The following is a 26,726-nucleotide window of genomic DNA, read 5'->3' as shown; positions in this document are numbered from 1 at the left end:
CGCGGGCGTCAGAGGTACTCGCCGAGATAGGGGCGGATCTCGTCGCGAGTGATGGTCTCGCCGCGCTCGACGTAGTAGGAGGCGCACGCGTTGCCGAGCGCGAGCGCCGACCGCAGGTCCCACCCGACCGCCAGCCCGTGGGCGAACCCGGCGGTGAATCGGTCGCCGCCGCCGGTCTCCCGCACGGTCCCCTCCGTGTCGAGGTTGGCGACGTGGACCACCTCGTCGGGCGACGCCGCCGTCGCCGCCGCGACGTCGTGGCAGACCACGCCCGCGAGGTCGGCGCGCTCGCGCACGGCGGCGAGGCCCTCGGCGAGGTCGGCGTCCCGCGCGCCGACCGCCGCGGCGAGGGCGTTCGTCTCGGCGCGGTTGGCGCAGAGGACGACGCGCGTCCACCCCGACGCGAGCGCGGCGAGGGCGTCGAGGAGGTCGAGGAGCGCGCCGTCGCTGCTCCCGGTGACGTCCCCGGGATCGAGCACGAACACGTCGGCCACGAGGTGGTCCGCGGCGGCGCGCAGCGCGTCGTCCATCCCCGGAATCGACACCCAGTTGCCGCAGCAGACCACGTCCGCGCCGAACGCGCCGTCGAGATCGGCGACCGCGCGCAGGTCCTCGAACGTCCAGTCCGCGAGGTCGCGCGACTCCTCGGAGAGGACGACGTCGCCCTCCTCGAACTCGCAGACGGAGACGCGCGCGGGGTCGCCCATCGAGACGGTGGCGAACGGAAACGCCGAGAGCGTCGGGTGATCGAGGTGGCCGTAGAGCGTCACGTCGTCGGAGAGCGCGTGGGCCTGTACGGCCATGTTGACGGCCTGACCGCCGGGCTCGGCCTCCCGCGGATCGAGACGGAACGCCTTCGACGCGCCCGCCTCGATGCGCCCGCCGAAGGTGGCGCGGTCGTCGATCGCGGTGTCAGCGCCCACGCGCACCCGGCAGCGCCTGTCGACGCTCCCGTCCGGGAACGCCGTGACGCTGACCGGGCTGTTCGCGTCGAGCGCGTCGGGGAGCGCCTCGTAGGTCGCTCGCGACGTGGAGTCCATGGCCGGCACTACGAGGGGCGGCGTAATTACTGTGCCAGTCGATGTCGCAGATCGGCGGATCGCCCGTCAGTCCCGCGAGTAGCTGGCGATGCGCCCCCACGTGGACTTCTTGCCCCACAGCCCCGAGCGCATGCACTCGCACTCGACGATCTGGGAGTTGTCGACGAACAGGTTCACGTTCGGGCCGAAGTTCTTGATGTACCACTCGAACACCTCCGGGTCGGCGGCCTCGAAGACGCAGTTCTCGACGCCGACCTCGTTGGCGATCGCGAACGCCACGTCCGTGCGCCACTCCCGGACGCGCTCGGTGATGCCCTCGGACTCGACCATGATCTTGTACGCGCCGGCCTCCAGGTGGCGGTGGGCCTCCTCGATGGCGCTCGCGGGGTCGATCGCGGCCTCGCTCTCCAGTTCCTCGACGCTCGACGCCCCGCCCGCGCCGAACTGGACGTTGATCTCGGGCTTCGCCTTCAGGCCGTGGTCCTGGACCATCTCGGTGAGCGCCACCATGTCGTCGACGTCGATGGCGAGGAAGCCCGAGGACACCTCGACGATGTCGAAGCCGAGTTCGCCCGCCTCCTCGACGTAGTCCTCCACCCTGTCGCGGTCCGCGATCAGGACGTGCTCGATGAACCCGCCCGTCGAGACCTCCACGTCGAACTCGTGGCAGGTGTCGATCAGCTCCCGGACGGCCTCCTCCGGCATCAGGGCGAACGAGCCGCCCGAGAACTTGTAGATGTCCACGTACCGCCCCATCGTCTCGAGGATGTCGCGGAGCTCGCGCGGCCCCATGGGATCGTAGTACGGCCCGCGGATCTCGGTGATCCCACGCTCGCGGGGTTTCTCCGGTCGATCGTTCACGCGCAGGAAGTCGAAGGCTCGGTCGGCCATGCGTGTGGCATCACCGGGATGTCGGTTAATCCTTTGTCACGAAATGCGGTACGTGAGCGGATCGTGAGAGTCCCGCCGGACGACGCGGAGGGACCGATCCCGACCGTCGTGATGGCACACGGGTTCTCCACCGTCAGGGAGAGCCTCGACGGTGGCTACTTCGACGCCTACGTCGAGGCCTTCGACGAGGCGAGCGGCGTGAGCCGAGCCCGGGCGCTCAGTCGACGAGCGCAACCAGGTCCGCCACGTCGTATTCTTCGAGCGAGCGCACGGCGTCCACGATCTCCCGCCGGCGGTCCTCGTCGTAGCGCCCGCGGGTCATCGCCTCGAACTTCTCCTCGATCTGCTCCCACGACATGGGGTTGTTCGGGTGGCCGTTGAAGTCGGCCTTCTCGACGTGGTAGCTCGTCCCGTCCTCGAGTTCGACGTCGATGACGGCGGGCATCTCGCCGTTCTCGAAGCGCTCGGTGAGCTCCGGGTCCTCCTCGACCTCGACGGTGCGCAGGAGCGTCTGCACGTCGTCGCTCCGGATGCGCTCCGGTTCGTAGGCCTCGTTGGTCATCTCGCGGTCGATGAGCGCCGCCGCGAGCATGTACGGCAGGGAGTGGTCGGCCTGGGCCTTCGTCTCCACCTCGTAGCGCGAGCCCTCGCCGCCGCCGATGATGAGCTTCGCGCCCGCGAACGTGTCGAGGTGGATCGAGTCGACGGCCCCCGGGTCGATGTCGTGCCCCGCCGCGAGTTCGATGATGCCCTCGACGGCGGACTGGGCGTACGTCTCGGCCACGTAGCGCTTCGTCATCGTGTCGAAGACGCGCGAACAGCCGGGGTCGAGGTCCACCTCGAAGTCGCCCGAGACGGTCTGCTTCCAGCCCTTCTGTCCCTCGAAGAGGTCCGTCGGCCCCTCCATGCCGTGTTTCGCGAGGTAGACCGAGTAGACGGCGTTGCGGGCGGCGTTGGCGCTGGCGACGCCCTTCCACTCGTTGATCCCCCCGGTCCGCGTCACCCGGAGGGCGTTGTGCGCCGTCCCGGCGATGCCGACGGCGTTGCGCACTTGCTCCTCGTCGAGGTCGGCGATCGCGCCCGCGCCGCAGGCGGCCGAGATGACGGTGTGGGTGACGTGGTCCCAGCCCCTGTCGCGGACGGGGGCGTTCCAGGCGAGTTCCCCCTGCACCTCGTAGGCCACCCCGATAGCCTCGATGAGGTCGCGCCCGCTCGCGCCGCGCGCCTCGCCGCAGGCGACGACGCCCGCGATGTTGTCGCTGGGATGGGGGGTCTCGCCGGGGGCGAGGAAGGAGTCCATGAAGTCGAGGTAACGGGTCAGCGTCGTGTTCAGCATGGCGGCGTCCGGCGGCGATCCGCGTCGGTCCGAACCCCAGAAGCGACACGGGCCGTCCGCGTTCAGCTCCTCGACGGTGGCGCGGACTCGCTCGGGCGGCTCCGCGTCCATCGCGCCGACGGCGATACCGACCGAGTCGAGGACGCGTTTCTTCAGCTCCTCGATCGCGTCCTCTGACAGCGCGTCGTACTCGACCTCTCGGGCGAACGTCGCGAGATCAGTCGTCGTGACCATACGCGCCGTACGCGGGCACGAGGGAAAGTCGTACGCCGACCGGTACGGGGCGGAGAGCGTTCGGGAGGGGAGACGGTACCGAGGTGCTCACTCGCCGTCGTAGATGAAGACGTCGCCGTCGCCGTGGACGACGATCTCGAGCCCCCGATACGAGAAGGCGACGTAGTCGATGACGGGCGTTTCGCTCGATTGGGTGGTGAGCAACTGCTCCAGGGCGTCCCACTCGGCGACGCTCGCGAGCGGGGGTTCGAGGAGCATCGGGTCCTCGTCGAGCACCTCGCTGATCGCGACGGTGACCGTAGCCAGTAGGGATCCAGCATCGGTAGCGTCATACCGCGCCCGGTTCAGCGCCTCCCGGTCCGACGGCCCGATGTCGTCTCCCGAACCCGTACCTTGCGACATACGCCTCGTCCTTCGTGGCCACGACAGTAAAACCAACGTAATAATTACGGTTTATACGATATGCTCTCGAAAAAGATACAGTTAGGTATTGAATGATAACGTTTCGGATCATATAATATAGTTGAGAAAATTTAAGGGAAGGGGCGAGAAATGACGGTTGGATGAGCGAGAGGACGCGGTGGGCGGTCCGGTGCACGGTGTGCGACTTCCGCGGACGCGCACCCACGCGTGCGCTCGCCAACCGGCTCGCCGAGATACACCAGTCGGCGTCCGGACACGACGTCGACGTCGCCCGCGACCGGGGGCACTGACGGCACCGAACCGGTGTCCGCGCCGTGGGCCCCGAGAGTCGGAACGAACCGTCGGACTCCGCGGCGCTCACGATCGATCGGGGGTCGCACACACCGTCGCCGTCGTCAGGGCCTTCACCGCGCGACGGAACCGCTGGGAGGCGGCGTTGTCGGAGACGCCGAGTCGCTTCGCCAGGTCCGCGAGCGTCCTCTCCCGGGGGACCTCGAGGAAGCCGATCTCCAGCGCGGTAGCGAGTACTTCCCGTTGACCGGCGGTCAACCCGTAATCGGACGCCTCCCCGTCGCCTCGCTCCTCGTACACGCGGTGGACCTCGAACCGAAATCCCCGTTCGGAGCAGAAGCCGAAGAATCGATCGAGGGATCGCTGCGTGGGAAACAGGACGCGAAACTCCCACCCCTCGCGGGTCGCCGTGAGATCACGGATGATGCCCCCCTCCTCGACGATCAGGGGGTAGACGCTGGCCCGTAGCCCCTCGCCGCGCAGTTCCGTCAGGTAGAGGCGACGTCCGCCGATCTCGACGATCCGCGAGGGGGCGGCGACCGTCGGGTCGTCCGCGAGCGCCGCCTCGAACGCGTCCAGATCGTCACCCTCGGCCCAGACGAGAACTCGGACGCGTCCCCCGTCGACGGCGTCGGACCGTTCCCACTGAACCGTGGTCTCGGGGACCCGGTCCAGGGCGTCTCTCAGGATCGGATGGTCGAGCGCGAACTCCACGATGATCATCGACTCGAACTGGCGGTCCACACCGAGTAAGAGTGATCGACGGCGGCGAGTACTGTCACCCGGCGGCGACGGCGGAACGACCGCGGCTCGCGTCCGTCGCCGCCGGCCGAGCGTGACGCGGTGGAGGTGTACTCTCGGCCCTCGCACCGCGGTCAGCGGCGCGCTTCGCATCCCCACGATGCGTGAGTCGACCGCGTGCCCCGTCCGATCGCCGCGAACGGCGTCTCGCCGTCCGGTTTCGGGGGAGGCGGTCCCCGATCGCACGGGTGAGCGTCCGGCCGACCCGTCGGAGGATCGGACCGCTATCGCCTGAAACCGCCCCTTCGCGCTCGAAGGTGTTTATTACGACGTGTCGTTGGAGAGCGACGGATCACGGACAGAGACATAGGGTGTGCTCGGTATCGCTCATTCGAATCCAATCCGGCACGCGTTTTTCCTCCCGTCCATACCACTACTCCTCGGTTAATATAACCATTATAAAGCTATTTTATAATCCGAAAAGACACCCTAATCGACCATGGAATTTACCAGACGGAGGCTGATGGAAACGTCGGTGGCTGCCGCGCTCGGTGCGAGCGTGGTCGGAGTGGCGAGCGCCGAGCACAGCGAGGAGGTGGAGGAGACGGACACGCCGGGCGCTCCGAGCGTCAAGGGGAGCATGAAACGGTTCTCGACGACGGCGTACGGTGCCGAGGTGACGGGTCCGTTCGTGTTCGAGGACGGCGGACTTCTGTACAGCCTCCAGCACCCGAGCGAGGACAACCCGGAACCATTCGACAGGGCGGGCGTCGGCTACTTCAGCGGCTTCCGGTTCGACCTGGACGGCGACAACGACGACTTCACCGAGGTGTCGACGCCACAGACCAGGGACGAACAGGGAGTCGTCCGCTCCGGCAACGGCGAGTACGTGCTGCTGGCGCAGGGGCGAGAGCCGATAAACGGCGGCGCGGAGCGCCTCGGCGTGACACAGACGCCCGACGGCACTGACATCACGCAGGAGAACTTCGCGGGGACCCAGTACGGAGGCGCCGCGACCAACCCCGACTGCAACCAGTTCGTCGCCACCAACGACGAGGGCACCGAGGGCTATCTGTTCACGAACTGGGAGAACAGCCCCGGAAACGTCTCCCGGATCCCGATACGGCAGACCGACGACGGCGAGTGGGAGGCCGACCTGGAGAACGCGCTCAACCTCGCCAACACCGAGCCGCTTCGTTCCCTCGGCGGCACGCGCATCAACTGCTACGGCAACCTCACGCCGTGGGGGACGATGGTCTCCTCCGAGGAGAACTACGCCCATCCGCGCGTCTCGCTCACGCACACGGTGGGCGACATCGAGGAGGCCGGAACCGGAAAGGGCCTCCTCGCCGCCTGCCAGTTCTGGAACCGCCCGAATCCGAGCGAGATCGCGGACGCCATCGAGGAGTACTACGACGACCCGTTCGAACCCCAGGGGTTCTGGGCGCTGACGGGCGTCGAGTTCCTCGCGTACTACCTCGGGGCGGAACCGGTCGACCAGGCCGACGACGGGACGAACGACACGACCCCGATCGGCGACGTCTACCCGAACCCGTACCGCTACGGCTACCACGTCGACTTCCGCGAGCCGGCAGCCGACACGCCGCAGCCGATCAAGTACTACGTGATGGGGCGGGCCTCCTGGGAGGCCCCGGACTTTCTGGGCGACGAGCGGACCGTCTACGGCTGCTCGGACGGCGACAGCAAGGGGATCTACAAGTTCGTCGCCGACGAGCCCATCCCGAGCTACGACGATCCGATGGACGTGGAGGGGACCCTCTACGCGCCGAAGATCACCAACGACGAGGCGTCCGTCGCGGACTCCGGCGAGCGCAACTCCCCCGCGGACGTGAACCTCGAGATCGAGTGGATCGAGCTGGGCCACGCGAGCAACGCGGAGGCCGAGCGGTGGATCGCCACGTACGACGACGTCACCCAGGTGCACTACCTGGAGACCCACGCCGAGACCGACTGGCGGGAGGATCTCGGCGCGGCGCTGGAGGAAGCCGACCGTGAGGTCATCGAGAACGGTAATCAGAACTACGTCACGAACGAGGAGATCCTCGAGTGGGCCGAGCAGTGGGAGGAGAACGGTCCGCGGGGCGTCGACGAGGAGCTCCGCAAGGTGCCGTTCCTCGAGACTCGCGCGGCCGCGAAGGAGATCGGCGCGTCGATCGAGTTCAACAAGGCCGAGGGCGTCGACAGCGTCGACGGCGCCGGTCCCGGCGACTTCGTCTACTTCGGCATCTCCGAGTTCAACGACGACATGGCCGACGACACGGGCGACGTCCGGATGGACCGCGTCGACGGCGGCGTGGTCTACCGCGCCGAACTGGAGCCGGACTACAACGTCTCGACGCTCGAACCGGTCATCGTCGGCCCCGACTTCACCGACCCGCCCGCGGACGCCGACGACGCGCTCCGCAACGTCGACAACGTCTACGTGATGGACGACGGCCGCGTCCTCTGCTGTGAGGACGGCTTCGGCGGCCCCGCGCGGTCGTACCCCAACGACGGGCTGTACGTCTACCAGCCGAACGTCCTCGTCGACGTCGACTCGGTGGCCGTGGCCCGCGGCGGCACCGCGCGTACGGACCTGCGCGTTTCGTCCCTGCCGGCCGGCCTCTCCGGCGGCCGGATCACCGTCTCCGTCTCCGACCCCGCGGTGGCGGCGATCACCGACGTCTCCTTCCCCGACGCCCTGACGCCCACGGAGAGCACCGTCTCCGAGGACGGCTCGTCCGCGACGCTCCGCTTCGCCGACGCCGGCGAGAACGTCCAGCCCGGCGCGATGGACGTCGTCGTCGCGTCGCTCGAGGTCCGCGCCCGCGGGGCGGGGACGGCAGCCCTCGACGTCGACGTCCATCGGCTGGACGACGAGAACGGCGACGCCATCGACGCCGAGGGGCGAACCGGCACGGTCACCACCGGCCCGCCGGCGGTCGAGGGCGGGAACGCACCCGCCGACCCCGACGGCGACGGCCGCTACGAGGACGTCGACGGGGACGGGGACGTCGACCGCGACGACGTCGTCGCGCTGTTCGAGAACTTCGACGCCGACGGCGTCCGCGGGAACGACGCCGCGTACGACTTCAACGGGAACGGCCGCCTCGACTTCGACGACCTCGTCAGCCTCTCCGAGGACCTCGGCTGAGGCGGGCCGGCGTCACTCAACGAACCACACGACACATGTCACGATCCGACCATCCGACCGAGAACGGGCGGAGCGAATCGACGTTCCGCGAGTACATCCTCGGCGTGCGAGTCGTCGAGTGCGAATCACCGTCCGGCGACGTCGTCTATCGGTTCGAAGCGCCCGAACACGAGGGGCGCACGTTCGAGGACCCCGACCTCGCGGAGCTCTACGCCGACGTCTACTTCGACGTCAACGGCTTCGAGGAGGCCGGCACGGGGGAGCGTGGCGTCCCCCCGACGATCATCCAGGCCGGGCGGGACACGCTGGTCGCGTACTTCCTCACCCAGCCCTACACGGACGTCTACTGGGTCGCCTCGTTCTACGGGGAGAAGCCCGAGAAGATCGAACGGTACGCCTCACGGGTCCGCAAGCGCGCGCGGGCGATCCGGGAGGGAGCCAGGGAGCGCGGCATGGAGTGAGGCGGACGACGCCGACCACGGACCGCACGTCGACCGCGGCCGCCAGCTCCGCGGGTTCGAATCCGGGTCCGGGACCGAGCGAGAGCACGGACCCGCCGCCGCCGAGGTCGAGCGCCTCGCGGGCGCGACGGCGGCGTTCCGCGGCCGCCGGCGTGCGGTAGACGGCCTCCTCGCGGCGGGCCGCCGCCTCGTCGTACGCTCCGTCCACGCACGCCGATGCGTCCGTATCCGATGTGAACTACCCCACCCTACTCGCTCACGGCTTGCGCCGTTCGCTCCTTGAGGGTGGGGCTTCCTGTTTCCACGACGCGCTTTGCAGATACGGACGTATCCACAGGGAGCGCAGTCTCCACAGGCGTTGATTCGGAGGGAACCACTCCTACCTTTTCCAGACCACGAGAAAGAATATTCCACGCCGCATTCGCGTCTCTGTCCGCCTCGAACCCACACGAGGGACAGGAGTGTTCACGAACCCACAGCGGCTTGTCAGTCTTGACACTGCAGGACGCACACTCTTTCGTCGTATTTTTCGGGTCAACTGCGACGAAGTGCGTCCCCTCACGCTCGCACTTGTATTCGAGCATCCGTAGGAACGCCCCCCACGCCGCGCCTGCGCGGTTCCGTGAGTTGCCCGGCAGTTCGACCAGTCCCTTCGCATCCAAGTCCTCTACAGCCACCAAGTCGTACTCAGTGGCGTAGTAGTTCGAGAGTTTGTGAAGGAAGTCTCGCCGGTTCCGCCTGAGGTCGGCGTGTCGTTCGGCCACGACCTGCCGTTGTTTCTCCCAATTCGCAGAACCGTGTTCCTTCCGAGAGAGGTCACGCTGGGCGCGTTCCAACCGTTCGCGCTCGGCGCTGAAGTCGGGACTTTCGATGGCATACCCGTCGGTGTCGTGGGCGTACTTGAGAATCCCCACGTCGATACCAACGACCTTCTCGGGAGTTTTTGGCTTCTCAGCCGTGGCTTCGTCCACGTCGATACCGAACGTAGCATACCACTCGCCCGTAGGTTCTTGTTTGACCGTGACCTGTTTGATGGTCGCGCTCTCGGGGATGTCACGGTGGAGATGAATTGGGATTTCACCGATTTTGCTCAACCACAACGTAGGCCGACCACTCGTATTCTTGAGTTTGAAGCCGGACTGGTTGTAGGTGAGCGACCGATACTCCCGAGGAGGTTTCCACTTGAGCATCCCCACGGCGCGTCCGTTTTCCTTCTGCGCTTTGAGCGTAGAGAGGTTGTCGTAGACGCGCTTGACGACCATCTGGAGAACTTTCGAGTGAACGTCTCCGAGGTCGTTCCACCACGTTTTGAGGTCGGGAAGTCGTCCCTGTATCTCGTAGCGGGCGGGAATGTCGTCTGCCTCGTTGAGTAAGTAGAGGACGTGGTTGTACAGTTGCCTACAAGCATCGACGTGGTGCAGAAGCGTCTCAGCGATGTCTTCTGGCGGGTTGATTCGATACTTGTAGTTGTACTGCATATCCTATTCGTCTGAGGTGGATTCGGAGATGCGGACGACTTTCACGTCGGCTCCGCGCCAGCGTTTGGGAACGATGACGTGGGCGCTGTTCCCCGACGGTTTTGCAGTCCCGTCGAGGACTTCCTCGCCTTCGATTTCAAACCTATCCATCACCCGTGTATAGACTATGAATAGACATAAAATAGCGGTGGGCCTGTGGGCCGAGCGGCGAACGTGTTTGAGAACCGTGCGGCGTTGACGAGACGCAAAGCGTCTCGTTCGCGCACAAGAGCGAAGCTCTTGTGAACGCTGTATCCCCTCCCTACTGCGCTACTCGGTCGCTTCGCTCCCTGCGTTGCTCCTTAAGGAAGGGGACTTAGCGCCTAATTCCAGTTAAAGGTACGCCGACCCGTGAGCGGGACCGACCCCGTGGGGCTCCCGCCCGCGCCGACGCGGCCGAGCCGCCCTCAGCGTTCGTCGTCGCCGGGACGGTCGCGCTCGACGACCGGGTGCATCTCGACGTCGAGCCGCCACGTGACGACGGTCGGCGTCCGAGCGGCGAGCGCGGGCGTCCGAGCCGCGACGGCCGATGTTCGCGCGGCGACGGCCGGCGTTCGACCCGCGACGGCGGGCGTTCGTGCGGCGCTTCCCGGCGTCAGTCCGGCGACGGAGTCCATACGCGCCGTAGCAGTCGGACGGCCATCAGCGTTCCTCGCGAGCGCGTGATCGTCCTCGTCGCGGGGACGACGGCCCCGTCGCTCGGGGCGCAGGTCGGTGCACGGCGACGCGCGTTCGGAGTCCCGCCGAAGCACCGCCGTCGGAAGCGCGGTCGGACAGGACCGATCGAGCGTTCCGGGACCCCGTGCTAGACGCGGCTTATTGGGCAGGATCGCCACATCGCTGTATGGCAGAAATCGCTTTCGAGGGGCCTGACGGAGTAACCGAGGAGACCGTAGACGCCAAGAACATCTCCGACTCCGGTAGAGTGTACGGCGTCCGGATCAAGCGAGAGGACGGGAGTTACCTCCACCTCCCGTACTCACGAGTGTACTGGATAACGATGACCGAGGAGGAGGGGAAAGCGGGTTATTCTTCGCCGTGACCTCCCGAACCCGACGGCGAAGTGCCGTCGCTCGGGGGGGTAGTTCCGTCGAGATGAGGTGGCTGGGGAGGTCGCGTCCGTGTGTTCGGTCGGTAACCGACCGGTTAGTGGATGGGTCGACGCGGATTTGAACCGCGGACCTCCCGGTTATCAGCCGAGCGCTCATACCTGGCTGAGCTATCGACCCATCGGACGCATCTCCCCGTACTGCCGTTGCACAATTAAGGGTTTCTCTTCGGCAGTGGAGGCTGTCGGACCGACGGCGTCACGTGCGTCAATTGTCGCTGCCGGAACCCCGGTCGACGCTGTACTCGTCGTCGCCCATGTCGTAGGTGTCGTAGTCGCCGTCGGGATCGTCCTCCGGGAATCCGGCTGTGTAGACGCCGCCCGTGTAGATCCCGCCCGTCTTCGAATCCACGTATGGGGTGACGACGAACTTCTTCACCGCGAGGCGGACGGGGTAGCGCGTCGGCGGGAGCGCGAGCAGGAGGCCCACGAGGTCGGTCACGATCCCCGGCGTGAGCAGGAAGGCTCCCGCGGCGATGAGCAGGCCGCCGTCCACTACCTCGTCCTCGGGGATCTCGCCGCGCTGGAGCTTCTCCTGTATCTTCCGGAGGGTGTGGCGGCCCTCCGCCCGGACGAGCAGGAGACCCAGGAGCGCCGTCAGCACGACGAGCGCGACGGTCGCCACCGCCCCGATCCGCGTCGCGAGGGCGACGAGCACCAGGATGTCGAAGAGGGGAATGAGCAGCAGGAGCCCGATGACCCGGAGCATACCCCACCTACACGATCCGACGGGAAACGTGTTCCGGCATCTCACGCACGAGTCGTAACACGCTTTCGCCCGTCGCTCCACCCACTACCATGAACGACGAGACGCTGGTCGAGTGGCGCGAGTGGGGTCCGGCCCCCTTCGAGGAGGCCCGGGCCGCCGACCGCCCCGTGTTGCTCACGCTCACCGCGCCGTGGTGTCACTGGTGCGATCGGATGGACGAGGAGGCCTACGCCAACCCGAGCGTCGCCGCCAACGTCCACGACGACTTCCTCCCCGTCCGGGTCGACATCGACCGCCATCCGCGGGTCCGCGAGCGCTACCAGATGGGAGGCTTCCCCTCGACGGTCTTTCTCACGCCGGGCGGCGACATCATCACCGGCGCGACGTACATGAGCACCGAGAGCCTCCGGCAGGTGTTAGACCGCGTCCGCGAGACGTGGGACGAGCGCGGCGAGGCGGCGGGGCGCGTCCCCCGCGCGCTGCAGGACCCCGACCCCCCGCGCGGCGAGCTAGACGGCGAGGTCGAGGGGCACATGCTCGAACAGGTGCGCGACGCCTTCGACGAGGAGTACGGCGGCTGGGGCGTCGACGCGAAGTTCCCCCTCCCGAGCGCCGTCGGGTTCGCGCTCAAGCGCGACCGCGACCGCGCCACCCGGACGCTCGACGCCGTCTACACCCACCTCTACGACACCTACGGCGGCGGCTTCTACCGCTACGCGACCGAGCGCGACTGGGGCGACCCCCACCGCGAGAAACTGCTCGACGAGAACGCCGCCGTCCTTCGCGCGTTCGCCAACGCCTACCTCTACACCGGCGAGGAGGCCTACCGCGACCCCGCGCTCGGCACGCGCGACTACCTCACGACGACGCTCTGGACGGGCGACGCCTTCGCCGGAAGCCAGGCGGGCGGCGACTACTACACGCTCGAACCGGCCGAGCGCGAGTCGGCCGACCCGCCGCGCGTGGACGGGACGGTCTTCGCCGACCGCAACGGCCTCGCGATCGACGCCCTCCTACGCCTGCACGCCTACACCGACGACGAGGCGGCCGGTCGCTACGCCGAGCGCGCGCTCGACCACGTCCGGGAGACGCTCGTCGACGGGGGCGAGGTCGCACACTACGACGGCGGCGCGACGGGGCTGCTCTCCGACGGGGCGCGACTCCTCGGCGCGCTCGCGACCGCCGCGCAGGTGCTCGATCCGTCGTACGTGGACGACGCGCGCGCGGTGGCCGACCGCACGATCGAGCGGCGACTCGAGGACGGCACCTTCGCCGACGGACCGGCCGACGGGCCCGGCCTGCTCTCACGCCCGCTCCGTCCGCTGGAGACGACGGTCGAACTCGCGGACGCGCTGGTCGACCTGTCGCTTCTCACCGGTCGGGCGGAGTATCGGACCGTGGCGCGCGAGGCGCTCTCGGCCTTCGCGGGCGCGCGCCACCGCATGGGCGTCGAGGTGGCCGCCTACGCGACCGCCGCCTCGCGGATCGTCCGCCCGCCGCTCGTGATCGAGGTGGCGGACGACCCCGGAAGCGACCTCCACCGCGCGGCGTGGCGCGTCGCCGACCACGAGAAGGTGGTGGTGCCGAACGCCGACGGCGAGGCGGGCACCGCGCGCGTCCTCGTGGACGGCGAGCGCTCTGCCCCCGCCGAGACGCCCGAGGAACTCGGACGTCGCGTCGGCGAGTTTTCGTAAACTCCCGATGCGTTTTTACTCTGTGCGTGTGACGGCCACTCAATGGCAAGTCTTCGAGACCTCGGGTTGTCCGAATACGAGGCTCGGGCGTACCGGGCCCTGCTGACGACCGGCCCCACAACCGCGAAGGAGTTGTCGGGGGTCAGCGACGTCCCGATGGGGCGCATCTACGACGTGCTGAACAGCATCGAGCAGTACAACCTCGTGCGCTCCCAGAGCGCCTCGCGGCCGAAGAAGTACGCGGCTGTCGAACCGGAGACGGCGCTCAACCGCCTGCTCGAGGACAAGAGGCGCGAGCTGACCGAGAGGGAGTCCCAGTACGAGAACATCGTCACCGAACTCGTCGGCGAACTCGACGCCACCGAGCGGGTCGACGAGCGGTTCTGGACCGCCGCGGTCGGGCCGGGCGAGACCACGGACCTCCTCGTCGAGCGCATCGCCGCCGCCGACGAGAGCATCGAGATCGTCGCCTCGACCTTCTCCCAGCAGTTCGACATTGACGACCTCGGCGAGCGCGTCGCGGTCGAACTCGAACGCGCGCTCGGCCGCGGCGTCGAGGTCTCGCTCCTGATGCGCCCGGAACTGGTCGACGAGCTTCCCACCTCCGTCGGCCGCCGCTATCGGACGGTCCTCTCGCCGCACGACCGCTTCGACTGTCGCACGAGCGACGACGTCAGCGGGAGCTTCAGCATCATCGACGACAACGAGGTGTGCATCGAGGTCGCCCACCCGCTCCGCGACGCCGACTCGCTCGCGATGATCGACCTCAAGGACCGGGAGTTCGCGGCCGACGTGCGCGAGGAGTTCGCCCCGCGCTGGGAGGAGGCGACCCCGCTTTCCTTCTAGAACAACCACCTTTTGCTGCGTTCACGAGAGCGAAGCTCTCGTGCAGCCAACCAGAACGCGGAGCGTTCTGGTGACGGTCGTGTGGCGGCGACACGCTCCGCGGTCGCCGCCGACTCCCTGGCAAAAACTGGAGCAAAAGCACAGCGTCACCCCCTCGCTCCGCTCGGGGGTTCCTTGGCCCGCTCGCTCACTGCGTTCGCTCGCGGTGAGTGCGCTGGTAATGACAGGGAAAGCTCGCACGTCGTCGGACTTTCATCGTTGCACTCCGATTCCCACCGCAACCGAGCGAACGCAGTGAGCGAGGGAGCGGGCCGACGACCGAACGGAGTTCCCGTGAGCCGGAGGCGAGCGGGAGCACGGAAGACTCGCACAGCGAGTCTGCCGGAGGCGCGGCTTGGCGCGCCGAAGTAAGGGAGGAGTGTTCTCGTGAGCGGAGCGAACGAGGGCTCGTCGGAGCGGGACTCCGACGGTGCTTTTGCTCGACCTTTTACAGAGGAGACGCCGTCAGGCGTCTCCTCGTCGTAAAAGGTCGTGGTCGCCGTTCAGCTCCGCCCGGAGCGTCTCCATCTCGGCGACGCGCTCGGCGTGGGCGTTGTGCTGGTGGATGGACTCGTCGTTCGACTGCTTCATCGTCACGACGGCGTCGTCGGGGAGGTTCGGGAAGCGCTCGACGACGCCCTCGGCCATGGCGCGGACGCAGTCCTCGACGAACTTCGCGTCGGCGTGGGACTCGTAGGTCATGTGGTCCTCGTCGGGGCGCTTTGCGAGGTTGTAGATGCGGGCGCTCATCGAGTCGCGCGCGACGTCGATGACGTCGTGGAGGTCGACGTCGGGCGACCCCTCGCTCTGGACGGTGAGCGTCGCGTGGCCGCGCTGGGAGTGACCCGGCTGGGGGACGCGTTCGAGGAACGTCTCGACGGTGTCGTCGTCGACGCCCAGTTCGCGCAGCGTCTCGCGGGCGCGGGCGGCGGACATCCCCTGCGAGCAGGGACAGACCGTCATCCCGACGACGCGCGCGCCGATGGCCTCCCGCGTCCCCTCGTCGGTCGCGGTCGCGCTGGCGATGATGTCGGCCGTGGACTGCGTGGGGCGGTCCGACGCGGGCGTGCGGTCGTGGACGACGTACGTCGCCTCCATGCGCACCTCCGCCTCCGTGGTGTACTCGTGCTTCGCCAGGAGGCGCTCGGCCGCGTCGCCGCAGACGTCCTCGACGCGGTAGGCGGTCTGGCTGACGGCCGCCTCCAGCGTCTCGTCGATGACCTCCATGTTGCGGCTCATGTCCGCACCCTTGCGCCACGCCGGGAGGTCGACGTACACCTCGAACTCCGCCATCAGTACGATCGGCCGGCGCTCCTCGCGGTCGATCTTGACGAGCTTCTCCACGCCGGTGACGCCGACGCGGTTCAACCCGACGGTCACCTCCGGACTCGACGCCTGTACGTCCGGCAGCTGCTTGCTCATTGGCGGTTCTAAGGCACGGTCGTCGGTTATGCGTTCCGAAAGGGGCATCGAGGCCCCTACTCCCCCGCTCCAGCCCCCGTTCCCGTCGGCTCGACGTCCGCCGAGCCGCACTCCGGACACCGCTCGCGCTGTCCCTCGAAGCGGGCGTCACACGCCGCGCACCGATGGTCTCCGCTCCCCTCGGCGGCGGCCGTGGCGCTCGCCTTCAACTGTTCTACCTGCCGCCCGAGTTCCCTGAAGATCCCCATGTGCTCCCCTGAGCGAAGTGGACACGTCGGGATAAACGTTGGCAGCGCGCCCGACCCCCGGACGGTCAGTCGAGTTTCCCGAGCGCGGCGAAGAAGTCGAGGTCCGGCCCGGCGATGCGAAGCGGCGTGTCGGCCCGCCGGATCGTCACCTCGGCGGGCGGTTCGATCTCCCGAGTGAGGCGGCCGTCCCCGACGACGACCGCCTCCGACGCGCCGCCGACGCCCACGGTCACTGCGCGCTCGGTGTCCACGACGAGCGGGGGCATCCGCCCCGCGGCGCACATCCCCGTGACGACGAGCGCGTCGGCCGACGGGTGGACGAGCGGCCCCCCCTCGCTCAGGTTGTAGGCGGTGCTCCCGGTGGGCGTCGAGACGAGGACGCCGTCGGCGCGCCCGTCCGCGTAGCGCGCGCCGTCGACGCGCACCTCGAGGTCGACGCCGTTGCCGTGGCCGCGCTGGCCGCCCATCACGACCACCTCGTTGAGCGACGGCGGGAGCGTCCAGCCCTCGCCGGTCGCCTGCACGCGCGGCATCGTCAGCACGTCCATCGACCCGTCCTCGTACGCCGCGACGACGCCCCGGACCGTCTCGACGCTCTCCCCGGGTGAGGTGGCGTTCAGAAAGCCCACCTCGCCGAGGTTCACGCCCATGATCGGGGTGTCGCGCGCGCCGCGGGCCGCGAAGAGGAACGTGCCGTCGCCGCCGATGCTCACCACGAGGTCGCACGTGTCCATCTCGTCGACCGGGATCCCGTCGAGGCCGATCGCGGCCGCCGTCGCCGAGTCGAGCACGACCTCGGCGGACACCGCGTCGTGGATGTCGCTCGCGAGATCGGCGGCCCGGGCGTTGTCCTTCTGCGCGACGATACCGACTCTCATCGACTCGCAGTACCATCCGACGGACAAAAAGGGACGTCGTTCCGGCCCGTACTGTCGGACGTACCGGGGTGGCGAGATTCTCGACGGGCGTACGTCCGACAGTATCAGCCCATCGGCGAGTACTCCTTCGCCTCCGCCAGCCGCCGGAACTGCTCGTCGGACAGCGAGACCTCGTCCGCGGCCAGGTTCTCCTCCAGTTGCTCGACGGTCCGCGCGCCGACGATCGGCGCGGTGACCCGCGGGTGGTGGGCGAGCCACGCGATCGACACCTGGGCGGGGCTCGCACCCACCTCCTCGGCGACTGCGCGGACCTCGTCGAGGGCGTCGAAGTTCGCCCCCGTCAGGTAGCGGTCGGCGAAGCGGTCGTTCTCGGCTCCGCGGGTCCCCTCGGGCATGTCGCGGTCGCGCTCGTACTTCCCGGTGAGGAAGCCGCCAGCGAGCGGCGACCACGGACAGATCCCCATTCCGTAGGCCTCGCACATGTCGGCGTAGTTCCCCTCGACCTCCCGGTTGACGAGGTTGTAGCGCGGCTGTGCGATCGTGAACGGTTCGTAGTTTCGCCTGTCGGCGATCTCGTTCGCGCGGGCGACCTCCCAGGCGTTCGGCTCGAAGGTCGAGGCCCCGAGGTAGTTCACCCTCCCGTCGTCGACGAAGCCGTCGAGCGTGCGCATGAACTCCTCGGGCGGGGTCTGGTCGTCGAAGCGGTGGCAGTAGAGGAGGTCGAGGTAGTCGGTGCCGAGGCGGTCGAGGATGCGGTCGATCTGTCGGCGGAGGTGCTTGCGGCCGATGCCCCGGCCGTTGGGGTCGTTCTCGCGGGTGGGCCAGTACACCTTCGAGGCGACGACGAAGTCCTCGCGGTCGCGGTCGGCGAGCCAGTCGCCGATCCACTCCTCGCTGAGGCCGTCGCCGTACATGTCGGCGGTGTCGACGAAGTTGCCGCCCGCCGCGGCGTAGGCGTCGAGGAGTTCGTGCGCGCGGTCGCGGTCGACCTCGACCTCGCCGGCGTCGGTCTCGCGGCCGAAGCGCCACGTCCCGAAGACGATGCTGCTCACCGTCGTACCGGTTCGTCCGAGCGGAACGGTGCTCAGGGACATGTCCGAACCGTCCACCGGCGGGGGCTTAGTCGCGGCGATGCCCGTGTCCGACGACGAGCGCGAGGACGTTGAGCGCGATGAGGAGGACGCTCGACGCGCGCACCGTCGGCGCGTCCGGCACGAAGACGAGCAACGGGACGTAGAGGGCCGGGAGGAAGACGGCGAGCCAGAACGCGACGGCGCGGACGGACCCGAGGACGGCCGCGCGATACTGCGCCGCCAGGGAAGGGAGGTCCGACACCTCCGAGGCGGCCGGGCGGTCGGTCGAGAGCGGGGTGTTCGTCGACATGGTCGTTCGTCGATAGTGTCGATAACCCGTATTGTCATATAGACGTGAGAACTTTCGCGCGGGTTCGGACGTTTCATCGACGACGTAACCGGGATATGAGCGCCAGCGAGACGCCCCCAGAGTCGACGAGACCTTTTATCGAGTCGTCTAACGTTGTATCATCGATCGAATCGACGCCCGCCGACGCGCCCCGCGCCCACTCCGCTGACGAGCGCGCGGCACGTGACAGGTAATCGTGAGGTCGACTACGGGGACTCGCACAGTCGGTCGCGCACCGTCGCGCGCGTCTCCTCGTCGAGCGCGGCCGCCGCGGCGGCCGCGAAGGGGCTCTCCGCGAGTGTGATCAGCGCGCGCTCGGTCTTCTCCTCGATGCGGGAGATCGCCTTCTCGACCGACTCGACGGAGGTCCCTCGCTCGGCCGCGATCTCCTCGGGGCTGTCCCCGTCGGCGAGGCGGCGGGCGACCTGGCGTTCGCCGGAGCTGAGGATGGAGCGCATACCACAGCAACCGACGGGAGGCGTATCAACGTGGCGGCTACGATCCCCCGACATCGAGCGGTTTGACGGTCACGCGGTGGGAGCCCTCGGGCGTCTCCAGTTCCACCTCGTCGACGACGTGCTCGCGGATCGCCTCACGCCACGCGGCGACCGCCTCGACGTGCAGGTCGTGGTGCGCCTCGGTGGTGTACCCGCGTCCGGACTCGCGGAGTCGGTCCTCGGTCCCCTCGGGCGTCGGGTAGGCGGGCGCGTCGTCGTCGAGGAGACGCGCCGGATCGACGTGGAGGGCGTCGGGGTCGCCGCGCTGCTCGACGTGGAGCCGGGCGCGCATCCGGGCGTGGTACGGCGGCGTGACCCGGAGCACCGTCGGGCGGCCCGCGCGGCTGTTCTCGTAGGCCGCCACCAGGTCGTCCACCGTGACGGCGAGCGACCGGACGACCGTCGGGTCCTCGCTCACGATCCAGCCACGGGCCGGGATCGACTTAACCTCCGCGCCGCTCTCGCCGACATGGACTGGACGGAGACGACCGATCGGGGACGACGCGGTGGACGCGCGCGGACGGAACCGTCGTCGTCTCGCTCCGGGAGACGGCCGACACCCGCTGGGCGGTGACGCTCGACCGACTCGAACAGGCACCCGAGGGATCGGGCTACGAGCGCGAGACCGTCCCGACGCGGGAGGACGCGCTCGCCGTCGCCGCGCGCCAGCGCGCGGCGCACGACGGGGAGTGACGGTCGCCGAAGGTCTGACCGATCGGTCAAGTACGGGACGCGTGGTCGCGTCGAGTGGTTCACCGCACGTCTCGAGGGGCGCGACCCGAATGTGAGAGGCGATGATCCGACGATCTGCGACCGACCAATTAGTTCCGATTCGATGAATTATCCTCTAGATTGAGAGATCGGACGATTTATCATAGTTACCTGTTACGAACGAGACGGATGGACGCTCGTGCTGTTCGCGGCGACGGGGAGGACGAAGCGGCGCGTTTCGCGGCCGAACTGACCGATCTCAAGCGACGCGGTTGTCACCTCCTGGTGACGGGTATCGTGAGCGACGCCGTCCGCGCGCGACAGACGCGCAACCTGATGGGCTCGCCGCGGTTCCCCCGCTGTCGTCTCCTCGCGCTCGTCGACGGCGACCTCTCGCGTGCGCGAACGTACCTACCCGGCAACCTCGACGCGCAGAGTCCCCGCGTATCGGTGCTCGACTTCTCGACGACGCGAGCGAGCGGCGGGACGGTGGGGGAAACGACGTCGCCGTGGCCCTCGACGCCGGGCGGCGACGCTTCGGTACCGGGCGACGAACTGTCGGTGCTCCGAATGGCGATAGAGCGGGAGATCGTCGACGGCCTCCCGGCAGCCGGTCCGGTCCCCGGTCGTCTTCGCGTCGGCGTCCTGACGCTGGGCGCGCTGCTCGACACGTACGGCGTCGAGCGAATCCGGTCGTTCGTCGGGGCGCTCGGCCGATCGGTTCGGGCCGCGAGCGGGATGGGCCACTGCCAGCTTCCGCTCGCGCCGGACGCCGCCGAGACGGAGGCCCTCCTCCCCGCGTTCGACGCGCGCGTCGACCTGCGACACCGGGACGGCTGGCCACCGGAACAGCGATGGTACCTGACGACATCCGGCGAGACGACGGAGTGGATGCTCCTCTAGGACCGTGAACGTACGCTCGCTCACGATCACCGGAACGGACGATCCCGTCGGCGTGGAGATCGCCGACGACATCCAGGGAGTGACGACGGTGCTCCGGACGACCGTCCCGGTCGAACCGATCCCCACGACGACCGACGGGTTCGTCTTCCCGGTCGACACCGCCGTCCGCCTCGACGTCACCGAGATCCGCATCCCGCAGTACGTCAACGTCATCGTCCGGGACGCCGACGGGCGGACCGTCGCCGAGGGGACGAACCGGACCGCGGCCCGGGTGCCCCCCGGAACGTACATCGTGGAGATCGTCTCGCTTGCGGTGAAGACCTACCTCGCCGTCGAGGGGGGCGTCGAGACGACCACCGACGACGTCGGGCGGCGCATCGTCGTCCGCGACGCCGATCACGTCCGCCTGGGCGTGCGCTCGCGCCACGAGTACCCGGCGGCGACGATCACGACGACCGGGGAACCGCGGGACGTGATGCGGGCGATCTCCTGTCTCGGGTCGTCGCTCAAGACGACCTCGCCGGAGCGGTCGTGGCCGACCCTGCGCGGACACCCGCCGCTCGTCGAACTCGGCGAGCGGTTCGCCGCCCCCGACGGGTTCGAGCCCCGGGACGCCGACGTGTGCATCGAGGTCCCTCCCGAGTTGGAGTACGTCGTCCCCGTCACGTCGCTGGCGCACTACCTGAACGCGCTGGTCCGTCCGGGAGCGACCCCGCGGCTCGTCGTCGACGGAACGGGTTACCCGCTCGGCGGAGAGACGGACGACGGGCGGCGCGAGTTCGAACGGGCCGTCCACCGGACGCTCGCGCAGGTGTTCACCCTCGACTGCGTCGCGCGCACGGAGGGACTGTACCCGGTGCAGTGTCACGAGCGGACGGCGGTCGCCGGTCGGGTCGACCTGGACTTCGCCGACCTCTACGCTCAGTCGCCCGCGGAGCGGCTCCGCGCCTATCTAGGCGTGCCCTACGCGGCCGTCGAACCCGCGGTGCCGACCTGGAAGCAGACCGTCGACGTCGTCCCCGCGGCCGAGAACGTCGCGTACCTCCCCTTCGCGGCCGCCGACCTGGCGCGGGTGCGTTGCCCGAGGCCCGCCGTCGCCGCCAACCCGCGTAGCCCCACCGTCGAGGAGTTCTGTCGCTCGGACGTCGACGGCTCGGACGACTGCGCGTCCGTCCGCGCGCAGCTGGCGATCGGCGACGACGATCAGACGGTCGTCCAGCTCGATCGAGCCGACAGCATCGAGCAGACGTGGGTCGGCGGGGGGGTCCCCGTGGGCGCGTCGAAGCCCACGCTCGCGGCGTGTAAGCGACGGCTCGACGCCCAACCGAGCGGCCCCATCGAGGTCGCTGTCGTCAGCAACTCGCCGGAGATGCGCGCGGAGACGGACGTGAAGGACCTCTACGGGCTTCGGGAGTTCGTCGCCTTCGACGTGGAGATGTACGAGGACCTCACCCGCGCCGAGCTGCGCGACGTCCTCGCCGAGGAGCGCGACTTCGTCCACTACGTCGGGCACGTCGATCACCGCGGGATGCAGTGTGCCGACGGGTGGCTGGACGCGGTGACGCTCGACGCCGTCGGTACGCGCGCGTTCGTTCTCAACGCCTGTCGTTCCTACGCCCAGGGGATGGGCCTCGTGCGGGCGGGAGCCATCGCGGGCGTGGTCACCCTCGTCAACGTCGGCAACGAACCGGCGACGCGCGTCGGGCGAACCCTCGCTCGCCTGCTCAACTCGGGGTTCTCGCTCGCTGGCGCGCTCGACATCCTCGGTACGGACACGATCACCGGACGACAGTACACGGTCGTGGGCGACGGACAGGTCGTGCTGGCGGAGGGGAAGGGAGGGACGCCGGTGTACGCGGAGATCGAGCGAACGGCGGCGAGGCGGTGTCTAATCCGGTTGTACGGTTACCCCAACACCGGCTGGTCGGGGATGGGCGCGTTGTACATGCCGATCATCGAGGACAACGAGAGCGGTTACCTGAACGTGGGTGAGATAGGCGAATTCGTGATCGGCGCCGAAGAATTGAGCCGCGTTCTCGACAGCGAACGGTTTCCAGTACGTCTTCAGGACGATCTGAAATGGAGTGACGCGCTCTCTATCGAGGACGTTCTTGGATAGTTACGGCCCGCCGATAGTGCATCCGACCGCCGCCGCCGCGCTCCCCGTCTGCGTGAGCAGCAACAGGAGCGTGAACAGGACGCCGGTCTTCTTCGGATTCTCGGCCAAGTACCGCTTGATGCCGTATTCGGACATGACAATTTACGAGTTGCAGCCACCAGGATTAAACTTATTTTAATATATTTTATATAAAATTTCCTGCGTTAACGGGCTATGCGGTGTGGGGCGGGCGTCGCACCGTCTCGGTCGCTCGGACGTTCCCCGCGCTCGCCGTTGCCGTCGCGCAGAAGTAGGCACCGCGATCGTTCCGCTCGACTCTCCCCGAACAGGGCTATCTCGCTCGCAGAGAGTGGAGGGAGCAGGACACTGATGTGTCGAAGACTGACACGTCAGGCTACTCCTCGGGGGCGGTGGCGACCCACGAACGAGGGGAGAGACGACATATTCCGTATGAGTAATTTAACGACGCTGATGGCTAAGGAACCCGAGATTCGGATCGAAGGGCGGGCGTTTCGATCGGCCGCCTGCGAGCGTTCGTCGTGCACACCGTGCGACCGTCCGACTCGCGGCTGAACCGGGTCGGCCGGCAGGGCGAGTCGCCCTCGACCGCACCCCTGTAAGGGGGGATTAACGGGCGGTGGCGGACAAGTTTCGCCCTCGGTCAGCGGCGGAACCCGATCGGTCGACCGGCGGCACTATCCCGTCGTTCCGACGGACGCCGATTCGGAACTGTTGTGACGCTGCACGTTCAGCCGAGCGTACACAGCAGTTGGGCGGTATGTGTGAATCGCATACTAACAATAGCGGTCGATGCCAAAGCACTACGGCGATGGCGCTCTTCGACCTGACCGGATTCCAGCGCGACCTCCTGTACGTGATCGCCGGGTTCGATCGTCCCTCGGGGCAGCAGATCAAATCCGAACTGGAGGCGGTGACCGACCGCGAGATCACCCACGGTCGCCTCTATCCGAACCTCGATACGCTCGTCAACGCGGGGTACGTCGAGAAGGGACAGATCGATCGCCGCACCAACTACTACGCGCTGTCGGACGAGGGGCGCGAGGCCCTCGAGGCACGTCTCGACTGGGAGGACAACTACCTCCCGCGGGAGGGCACTGCGTCCACCTGAGAACGACCCGAAGGGCTGACGAGCCCCCGCCGCGCGGGACGACCCGCGGGAGTACCGACTCCGACGACCGTCCGCGAACCGGGCCTTCGGAGTCGAAGAGCACCGAAACCACAGCCGCTCGCTAACGGTCGCCCGACTTCCGTCGTGACGACCCGAAACCGCGAGGCTCCACCCCGGCCGCTGAGTACCTATTACGGTCACCACACCGCGACGGCGTGGATGGGTGTACGTACGGCTCGGTCGCACCACGCCCACTACTCCCCCGGTCGGGGACGGGTATCACGGTAGAGCGTGATACGTGCGACCGGCCGTACACCGCGCTCTCGTCCGGCGGTCCGACGCGCGGAGACGTCCCTCGGAGGGGAGCGCGATCGTCATAAGCGAAGTGCCCGGGGTGGGCTCCGAACCCACGATCTCCGCATGTCCCAGGTCCGAGGCGAGGCGTGCCTCGATGGGTGCGGCGAATGCCGCAAGGTGAAACCCTATGAGTGCGGCGCTATGTCCAGCTAAGCCACCCGGGCTCAGTCACCCGTTTCGGCGTACGGCACTTGACTCTTCTCATCTCATCCCGCAGGTTTATGCCGTTCGGCGGGCAGTCCGGGGCATGGAGCTACCCGATTCGATGACAGTCACCCTCGGTGATGAGACGCCCACCGCCGTCGTCCCCCTGGGCGGCGATGACGCCGCCGCCGTCACGCCGACGCGCACGCTCGTCTACCGCGCCGAGGGGTTGCTGCGCGACGAATCCGTCGAGGAGTTTCCCCACGCCGTCGAGCGGATCGACTGCACCGTCGGGCGACGCGAGGCGACGCTCGAATTCGTCTACCTCGACGACGAGCGCGACCTGCGCGTCCCGAAGGATCGACTCGACGACGTGCTCGAACCGCTCCTGGGCGGCGTCCTCCTCGCGGCGGGGGGCGCCGACCCCGACGAGCGCGTCCTCGCCGTCCACCGGTTCAGCGAACTCACGCTCGCGATCACCGACCGTCGCGTCGTCGAGCACGTCGGGACGGCCCTCTGGAGCCCCGAGTTCGAGACCTACCGCTACGACGACGTTACCGCCCTCGCGGTCGAGGAGGGGACCGTCGCCGCGCAACTCGTCCTCACCGTCGATGGGCGGCCTCGGCGGATCAAAACCCCGGTTGACGCCGCAGAGCGCGTCCGTCGAACGCTCGAAACCGCGCTGCTCGACCACCACGACGCGGCGTCGCTCGACGCGCTCGGAGCCTCCGACGAACGGACGGACGCGGACGGAGGGGACAGCGAAGGGACGGACGACGGAGGGACCGGAATCGCCCCGAACGGTGCGACGGCCGACCTCCGTGCGCTCCTCCGCGGGGACGAGGACGACGCCGGGAACGAGGACGACGCCGGGAACGAGGACGACGCTGGGAACGAGGAGGGAACGACCGGCGACGACGGCGGGTTCACCTTCGGCCGCGGGAGCGTGTCGGCCGATGGAGAGCGGGAAGGTGACGGGCAGGAGGAGGGGGAGAGGGAGGCGGGAGACGTGGCCTCGGAACTCGCCGCGCTGCGGGCGGCCGTGGAGCGCCAGAACGAACTCCTCGAACGGCAGGGGGCCGCGCTCCATCGGCTCCTCGGGCTCGCCGACGAACCGGATCGAAAACCCTGACCGGTATCTCCGATCACTCCCGCCCGGTCACCTTCCGGATGCAGGACGACCCGAAGGGACCGTGCTCGCCGGCATCGAGGCGCATGAAGTAGCCGGTCGTCACGCTCGCGCCGCAGCGCTTGCAGGTGAACTCCCCCTCCTTCGTGATCACCTCGCTCTCGAAGCGGAGGAACCGGCCGCCCCTCGGCCGGATGATCCCCCCCTCGCGTCGGATGACGCCCCGTCTCTCCGCCTCGTCGAGGATGGTCCGCGTCGTCGTCGGGCTGGTGGTGATGGTCTCGAGGCGGTCCACCGCCTCCGCGAGCGACAGCTCCTCGTGTTCGAGGCGTTCGAGTAGCTGCACCCCGAGTTCGACCGTCTCGTCGGTCACGCGAGGGGATACAGGGGCCGAGCGAATAATCCTTTGCGAGCGGAGCCGCGACCAGAAAGCGTTTGCCGGCCCGCGGAAAGCTCAGGTTATGGACCGCGCGACGCGACGACAGCTCCTCGGGGTCGTCCCCCTGGCGGCGGTCGCCCTCGTCGCGGCCGCCGTCTCGCCGGAGCGTGCCCTCGCGCTGCTCGACGGGCTCGCCGCGCGACCGGCGGCGTTCGCGCTCGCGCTCTGTCTCGTCTACCTCTGTCGCTCGCTCGTCGCGTGGCCCATCGGCCTCGTCTCCGCGCTGGTGGGATTCGTCTACGGCCCCGCGGGCCTCCCGATCGCGCTCGTCGGGGCCGTTCTCACGACGCTACCGCCGTACGCCCTCGCGCGACGGTACCGCCCGACCGCCGGACCGCTCGCCTGGACGAGCGCGCGGAGCGCCGACCTCTTCGAGACGACCGGCGACGCGCGCGGCGTCCTCGCCGCGCGCCTCGCGCCCGTCCCCACGGACGTCGTCTCCGCCGCGGCGGGACTCGCGAGGGTGGACCTCCGCGCGTACGTCCTCGGCACCGCCGTCGGGGAGGTCCCGTGGGTCGTCGCGAGCGTCCTCGCGGGCAGTTCGATGGACGCGCTCTCCGCGCAGGGCGCCCACGTCGGCTGGCCGCTGGTCGTCGCGGGGGTCGCCGCGGCTGCGGCGCTGATGGCGGGGCCGATGTACCGGCTGGCGGCCGGGACGCCGCCCCTCGCCGACTAGTTGAACGGATCGGCGCAGTCGAAGATCACGCCGTGCTGCGGACAGACGTACTTGCAGTGCCGGCGGTACATCGGGGCCTCGCAGATCGGACAGGGCCGACCGGCACGCACCTCGTCCATGATCGAAGCGTGGCGCGCCACCGACATGGACGTTCCCCTCGCGGCGCGA

31 protein-coding genes and 2 tRNA genes are annotated in these 26,726 nt (G+C 68.5%); 12 read left to right on the top strand and 21 right to left on the bottom strand.

All coding sequences use genetic code 11. The annotated features are described in order from the left end of the window. Window positions 1-8 precede the first annotated feature (8 nt). The 4 genes from P1K31_RS14695 to P1K31_RS14680 form a co-directional block, all read right to left on the bottom strand. The gene (locus tag P1K31_RS14695) at window positions 9-1,040 is read right to left on the bottom strand and encodes a PfkB family carbohydrate kinase (protein ID WP_276304077.1); all 1,032 of its coding nucleotides are present in this window, start codon (window positions 1,038-1,040) and stop codon (window positions 9-11) included. Window positions 1,041-1,106: 66 nt separating this feature from the next. After that, the gene (locus tag P1K31_RS14690; protein WP_276304076.1) at window positions 1,107-1,931 is read right to left on the bottom strand and encodes a phosphosulfolactate synthase; all 825 of its coding nucleotides are present in this window, start codon (window positions 1,929-1,931) and stop codon (window positions 1,107-1,109) included. 217 nt (window positions 1,932-2,148) lie between these two features. Beyond that, window positions 2,149-3,501 carry an MmgE/PrpD family protein gene (locus P1K31_RS14685; protein WP_276304075.1) on the bottom strand — a complete coding sequence of 451 codons (1,353 nt, stop codon included), beginning with the start codon at window positions 3,499-3,501 and terminating at the stop codon, window positions 2,149-2,151. An 87-nt stretch (window positions 3,502-3,588) separates the two neighbouring features. Beyond that, window positions 3,589-3,903, bottom strand: coding sequence for a HalOD1 output domain-containing protein (locus P1K31_RS14680; protein WP_276304074.1), 315 nt, complete (start codon window positions 3,901-3,903; stop codon window positions 3,589-3,591). A 161-nt stretch (window positions 3,904-4,064) separates the two neighbouring features. Here P1K31_RS14680 and P1K31_RS14675 point away from each other — a divergent pair, with 161 nt between their 5' ends. Continuing rightward, complete coding sequence (locus P1K31_RS14675) at window positions 4,065-4,214, top strand: hypothetical protein (protein WP_276304073.1); 150 nt, start codon at window positions 4,065-4,067, stop codon at window positions 4,212-4,214. Window positions 4,215-4,281: 67 nt separating this feature from the next. On the opposite strand, the gene P1K31_RS14670 is transcribed toward P1K31_RS14675, so the two are convergent. Beyond that, a complete protein-coding gene (locus P1K31_RS14670) occupies window positions 4,282-4,959 on the bottom strand; it encodes a helix-turn-helix domain-containing protein (RefSeq protein WP_276304072.1) in 678 nt (225 codons plus the stop codon). Between the two features lie 520 nt (window positions 4,960-5,479). On the opposite strand from P1K31_RS14670, the gene P1K31_RS14665 reads away from it, so the two are divergent. Both P1K31_RS14665 and P1K31_RS14660 read left to right on the top strand, forming a co-directional pair. Then, on the top strand, window positions 5,480-8,110 hold the full coding sequence (locus P1K31_RS14665) for an alkaline phosphatase PhoX (protein WP_368410868.1): 2,631 nt from the start codon (window positions 5,480-5,482) through the stop codon (window positions 8,108-8,110). Between the two features lie 35 nt (window positions 8,111-8,145). Beyond that, on the top strand, window positions 8,146-8,571 hold the full coding sequence (locus P1K31_RS14660; RefSeq protein WP_276304070.1) for a hypothetical protein: 426 nt from the start codon (window positions 8,146-8,148) through the stop codon (window positions 8,569-8,571). A 248-nt stretch (window positions 8,572-8,819) separates the two neighbouring features. Here P1K31_RS14660 and P1K31_RS14655 read toward each other — a convergent pair whose 3' ends face one another. The 3 genes from P1K31_RS14655 to P1K31_RS14645 form a co-directional block, all read right to left on the bottom strand. Next, a complete protein-coding gene (locus P1K31_RS14655; RefSeq protein WP_276304069.1) occupies window positions 8,820-10,049 on the bottom strand; it encodes an RNA-guided endonuclease InsQ/TnpB family protein in 1,230 nt (409 codons plus the stop codon). Window positions 10,050-10,052: 3 nt separating this feature from the next. Further along, window positions 10,053-10,199, bottom strand: coding sequence for a DUF2080 family transposase-associated protein (locus tag P1K31_RS14650; RefSeq protein ID WP_379794097.1), 147 nt, complete (start codon window positions 10,197-10,199; stop codon window positions 10,053-10,055). Between the two features lie 296 nt (window positions 10,200-10,495). Beyond that, window positions 10,496-10,705 carry a hypothetical protein gene (locus P1K31_RS14645; protein ID WP_276304067.1) on the bottom strand — a complete coding sequence of 70 codons (210 nt, stop codon included), beginning with the start codon at window positions 10,703-10,705 and terminating at the stop codon, window positions 10,496-10,498. Window positions 10,706-10,932: 227 nt separating this feature from the next. On the opposite strand from P1K31_RS14645, the gene P1K31_RS14640 reads away from it, so the two are divergent. After that, entirely contained in the window at window positions 10,933-11,130 is a 198-nt protein-coding gene (locus P1K31_RS14640; RefSeq protein ID WP_276304066.1) for a hypothetical protein, read from the top strand. 112 nt (window positions 11,131-11,242) lie between these two features. On the opposite strand, the gene P1K31_RS14635 is transcribed toward P1K31_RS14640, so the two are convergent. Beyond that, window positions 11,243-11,317 (bottom strand) — tRNA-Ile (locus tag P1K31_RS14635). Window positions 11,318-11,404: 87 nt separating this feature from the next. Then, on the bottom strand, window positions 11,405-11,905 hold the full coding sequence (locus P1K31_RS14630) for an FxsA family protein (protein WP_276304065.1): 501 nt from the start codon (window positions 11,903-11,905) through the stop codon (window positions 11,405-11,407). Window positions 11,906-11,994: 89 nt separating this feature from the next. Between P1K31_RS14630 and P1K31_RS14625 the strand changes: the two genes are divergently transcribed. Beyond that, window positions 11,995-13,599, top strand: a complete 1,605-nt coding sequence (locus P1K31_RS14625) for a DUF255 domain-containing protein (RefSeq protein WP_276304064.1) — start codon at window positions 11,995-11,997, stop codon at window positions 13,597-13,599. A 42-nt stretch (window positions 13,600-13,641) separates the two neighbouring features. Continuing rightward, the gene (locus tag P1K31_RS14620) at window positions 13,642-14,445 is read left to right on the top strand and encodes a TrmB family transcriptional regulator (protein ID WP_276304063.1); all 804 of its coding nucleotides are present in this window, start codon (window positions 13,642-13,644) and stop codon (window positions 14,443-14,445) included. Between the two features lie 504 nt (window positions 14,446-14,949). Here P1K31_RS14620 and mptA read toward each other — a convergent pair. The 7 genes from mptA to P1K31_RS14585 form a co-directional block, all read right to left on the bottom strand. Then, on the bottom strand, window positions 14,950-15,906 hold the full coding sequence (gene mptA, locus P1K31_RS14615) for a GTP cyclohydrolase MptA (protein ID WP_276304062.1): 957 nt from the start codon (window positions 15,904-15,906) through the stop codon (window positions 14,950-14,952). 56 nt (window positions 15,907-15,962) lie between these two features. Continuing rightward, window positions 15,963-16,154 (bottom strand): hypothetical protein, encoded by a 192-nt coding sequence (locus P1K31_RS14610; protein ID WP_276304061.1) that lies wholly within the window; start codon window positions 16,152-16,154, stop codon window positions 15,963-15,965. 65 nt (window positions 16,155-16,219) lie between these two features. Continuing rightward, complete coding sequence (locus P1K31_RS14605; RefSeq protein ID WP_276304060.1) at window positions 16,220-17,032, bottom strand: NAD(+)/NADH kinase; 813 nt, start codon at window positions 17,030-17,032, stop codon at window positions 16,220-16,222. 104 nt (window positions 17,033-17,136) lie between these two features. Beyond that, a complete protein-coding gene (locus P1K31_RS14600) occupies window positions 17,137-18,126 on the bottom strand; it encodes an aldo/keto reductase (RefSeq protein ID WP_276304059.1) in 990 nt (329 codons plus the stop codon). A gap of 25 nt (window positions 18,127-18,151) precedes the next feature. Further along, the gene (locus P1K31_RS14595) at window positions 18,152-18,415 is read right to left on the bottom strand and encodes a DUF8028 family protein (protein ID WP_276304058.1); all 264 of its coding nucleotides are present in this window, start codon (window positions 18,413-18,415) and stop codon (window positions 18,152-18,154) included. Between the two features lie 245 nt (window positions 18,416-18,660). Further along, window positions 18,661-18,912 carry a hypothetical protein gene (locus P1K31_RS14590; RefSeq protein WP_276304057.1) on the bottom strand — a complete coding sequence of 84 codons (252 nt, stop codon included), beginning with the start codon at window positions 18,910-18,912 and terminating at the stop codon, window positions 18,661-18,663. Between the two features lie 37 nt (window positions 18,913-18,949). Next, on the bottom strand, window positions 18,950-19,369 hold the full coding sequence (locus tag P1K31_RS14585) for a DUF8009 family protein (protein ID WP_276304056.1): 420 nt from the start codon (window positions 19,367-19,369) through the stop codon (window positions 18,950-18,952). Between the two features lie 56 nt (window positions 19,370-19,425). On the opposite strand from P1K31_RS14585, the gene P1K31_RS22095 reads away from it, so the two are divergent. From P1K31_RS22095 to P1K31_RS14570, 3 genes are all read left to right on the top strand, one after another. Further along, window positions 19,426-19,644 (top strand): DUF7543 family protein, encoded by a 219-nt coding sequence (locus P1K31_RS22095; protein WP_438268322.1) that lies wholly within the window; start codon window positions 19,426-19,428, stop codon window positions 19,642-19,644. A 207-nt stretch (window positions 19,645-19,851) separates the two neighbouring features. Continuing rightward, window positions 19,852-20,565 (top strand): DUF7504 family protein, encoded by a 714-nt coding sequence (locus P1K31_RS14575; protein ID WP_276304054.1) that lies wholly within the window; start codon window positions 19,852-19,854, stop codon window positions 20,563-20,565. A gap of 4 nt (window positions 20,566-20,569) precedes the next feature. Beyond that, window positions 20,570-22,684 carry a CHAT domain-containing protein gene (locus P1K31_RS14570; protein WP_276304053.1) on the top strand — a complete coding sequence of 705 codons (2,115 nt, stop codon included), beginning with the start codon at window positions 20,570-20,572 and terminating at the stop codon, window positions 22,682-22,684. On the opposite strand, the gene P1K31_RS14565 is transcribed toward P1K31_RS14570, so the two are convergent. Beyond that, window positions 22,685-22,819 carry a DUF7503 family protein gene (locus P1K31_RS14565; RefSeq protein WP_276304052.1) on the bottom strand — a complete coding sequence of 45 codons (135 nt, stop codon included), beginning with the start codon at window positions 22,817-22,819 and terminating at the stop codon, window positions 22,685-22,687. A gap of 694 nt (window positions 22,820-23,513) precedes the next feature. Here P1K31_RS14565 and P1K31_RS14560 point away from each other — a divergent pair. Next, entirely contained in the window at window positions 23,514-23,813 is a 300-nt protein-coding gene (locus tag P1K31_RS14560) for a PadR family transcriptional regulator (protein WP_276304051.1), read from the top strand. Between the two features lie 386 nt (window positions 23,814-24,199). Here P1K31_RS14560 and P1K31_RS14555 read toward each other — a convergent pair. Continuing rightward, window positions 24,200-24,334 (bottom strand) — tRNA-Met (locus tag P1K31_RS14555). Window positions 24,335-24,417: 83 nt separating this feature from the next. Here P1K31_RS14555 and P1K31_RS14550 point away from each other — a divergent pair. Continuing rightward, complete coding sequence (locus tag P1K31_RS14550) at window positions 24,418-25,446, top strand: DUF7115 domain-containing protein (RefSeq protein WP_276304050.1); 1,029 nt, start codon at window positions 24,418-24,420, stop codon at window positions 25,444-25,446. A gap of 13 nt (window positions 25,447-25,459) precedes the next feature. On the opposite strand, the gene P1K31_RS14545 is transcribed toward P1K31_RS14550, so the two are convergent. Further along, entirely contained in the window at window positions 25,460-25,846 is a 387-nt protein-coding gene (locus P1K31_RS14545; protein ID WP_368410867.1) for a DUF5830 family protein, read from the bottom strand. Between the two features lie 58 nt (window positions 25,847-25,904). Between P1K31_RS14545 and P1K31_RS14540 the strand changes: the two genes are divergently transcribed. Then, window positions 25,905-26,558 (top strand): TVP38/TMEM64 family protein, encoded by a 654-nt coding sequence (locus tag P1K31_RS14540; RefSeq protein WP_276304048.1) that lies wholly within the window; start codon window positions 25,905-25,907, stop codon window positions 26,556-26,558. On the opposite strand, the gene P1K31_RS14535 is transcribed toward P1K31_RS14540, so the two are convergent. Beyond that, the gene (locus P1K31_RS14535; RefSeq protein ID WP_276304047.1) at window positions 26,555-26,677 is read right to left on the bottom strand and encodes an HVO_2523 family zinc finger protein; all 123 of its coding nucleotides are present in this window, start codon (window positions 26,675-26,677) and stop codon (window positions 26,555-26,557) included. The genes P1K31_RS14540 and P1K31_RS14535 overlap by 4 nt on opposite strands. Window positions 26,678-26,726 lie beyond the last annotated feature (49 nt).

It is taken from the genome of Halomarina halobia, assembly GCF_029338575.1.
In the GTDB taxonomy this organism is placed as follows: domain Archaea; phylum Halobacteriota; class Halobacteria; order Halobacteriales; family Haloarculaceae; genus Halomarina; species Halomarina halobia.
The sequence above is the reverse complement of the archived record's forward strand: the minus strand, read 5'-3'. Positions and strand labels throughout refer to the sequence as shown.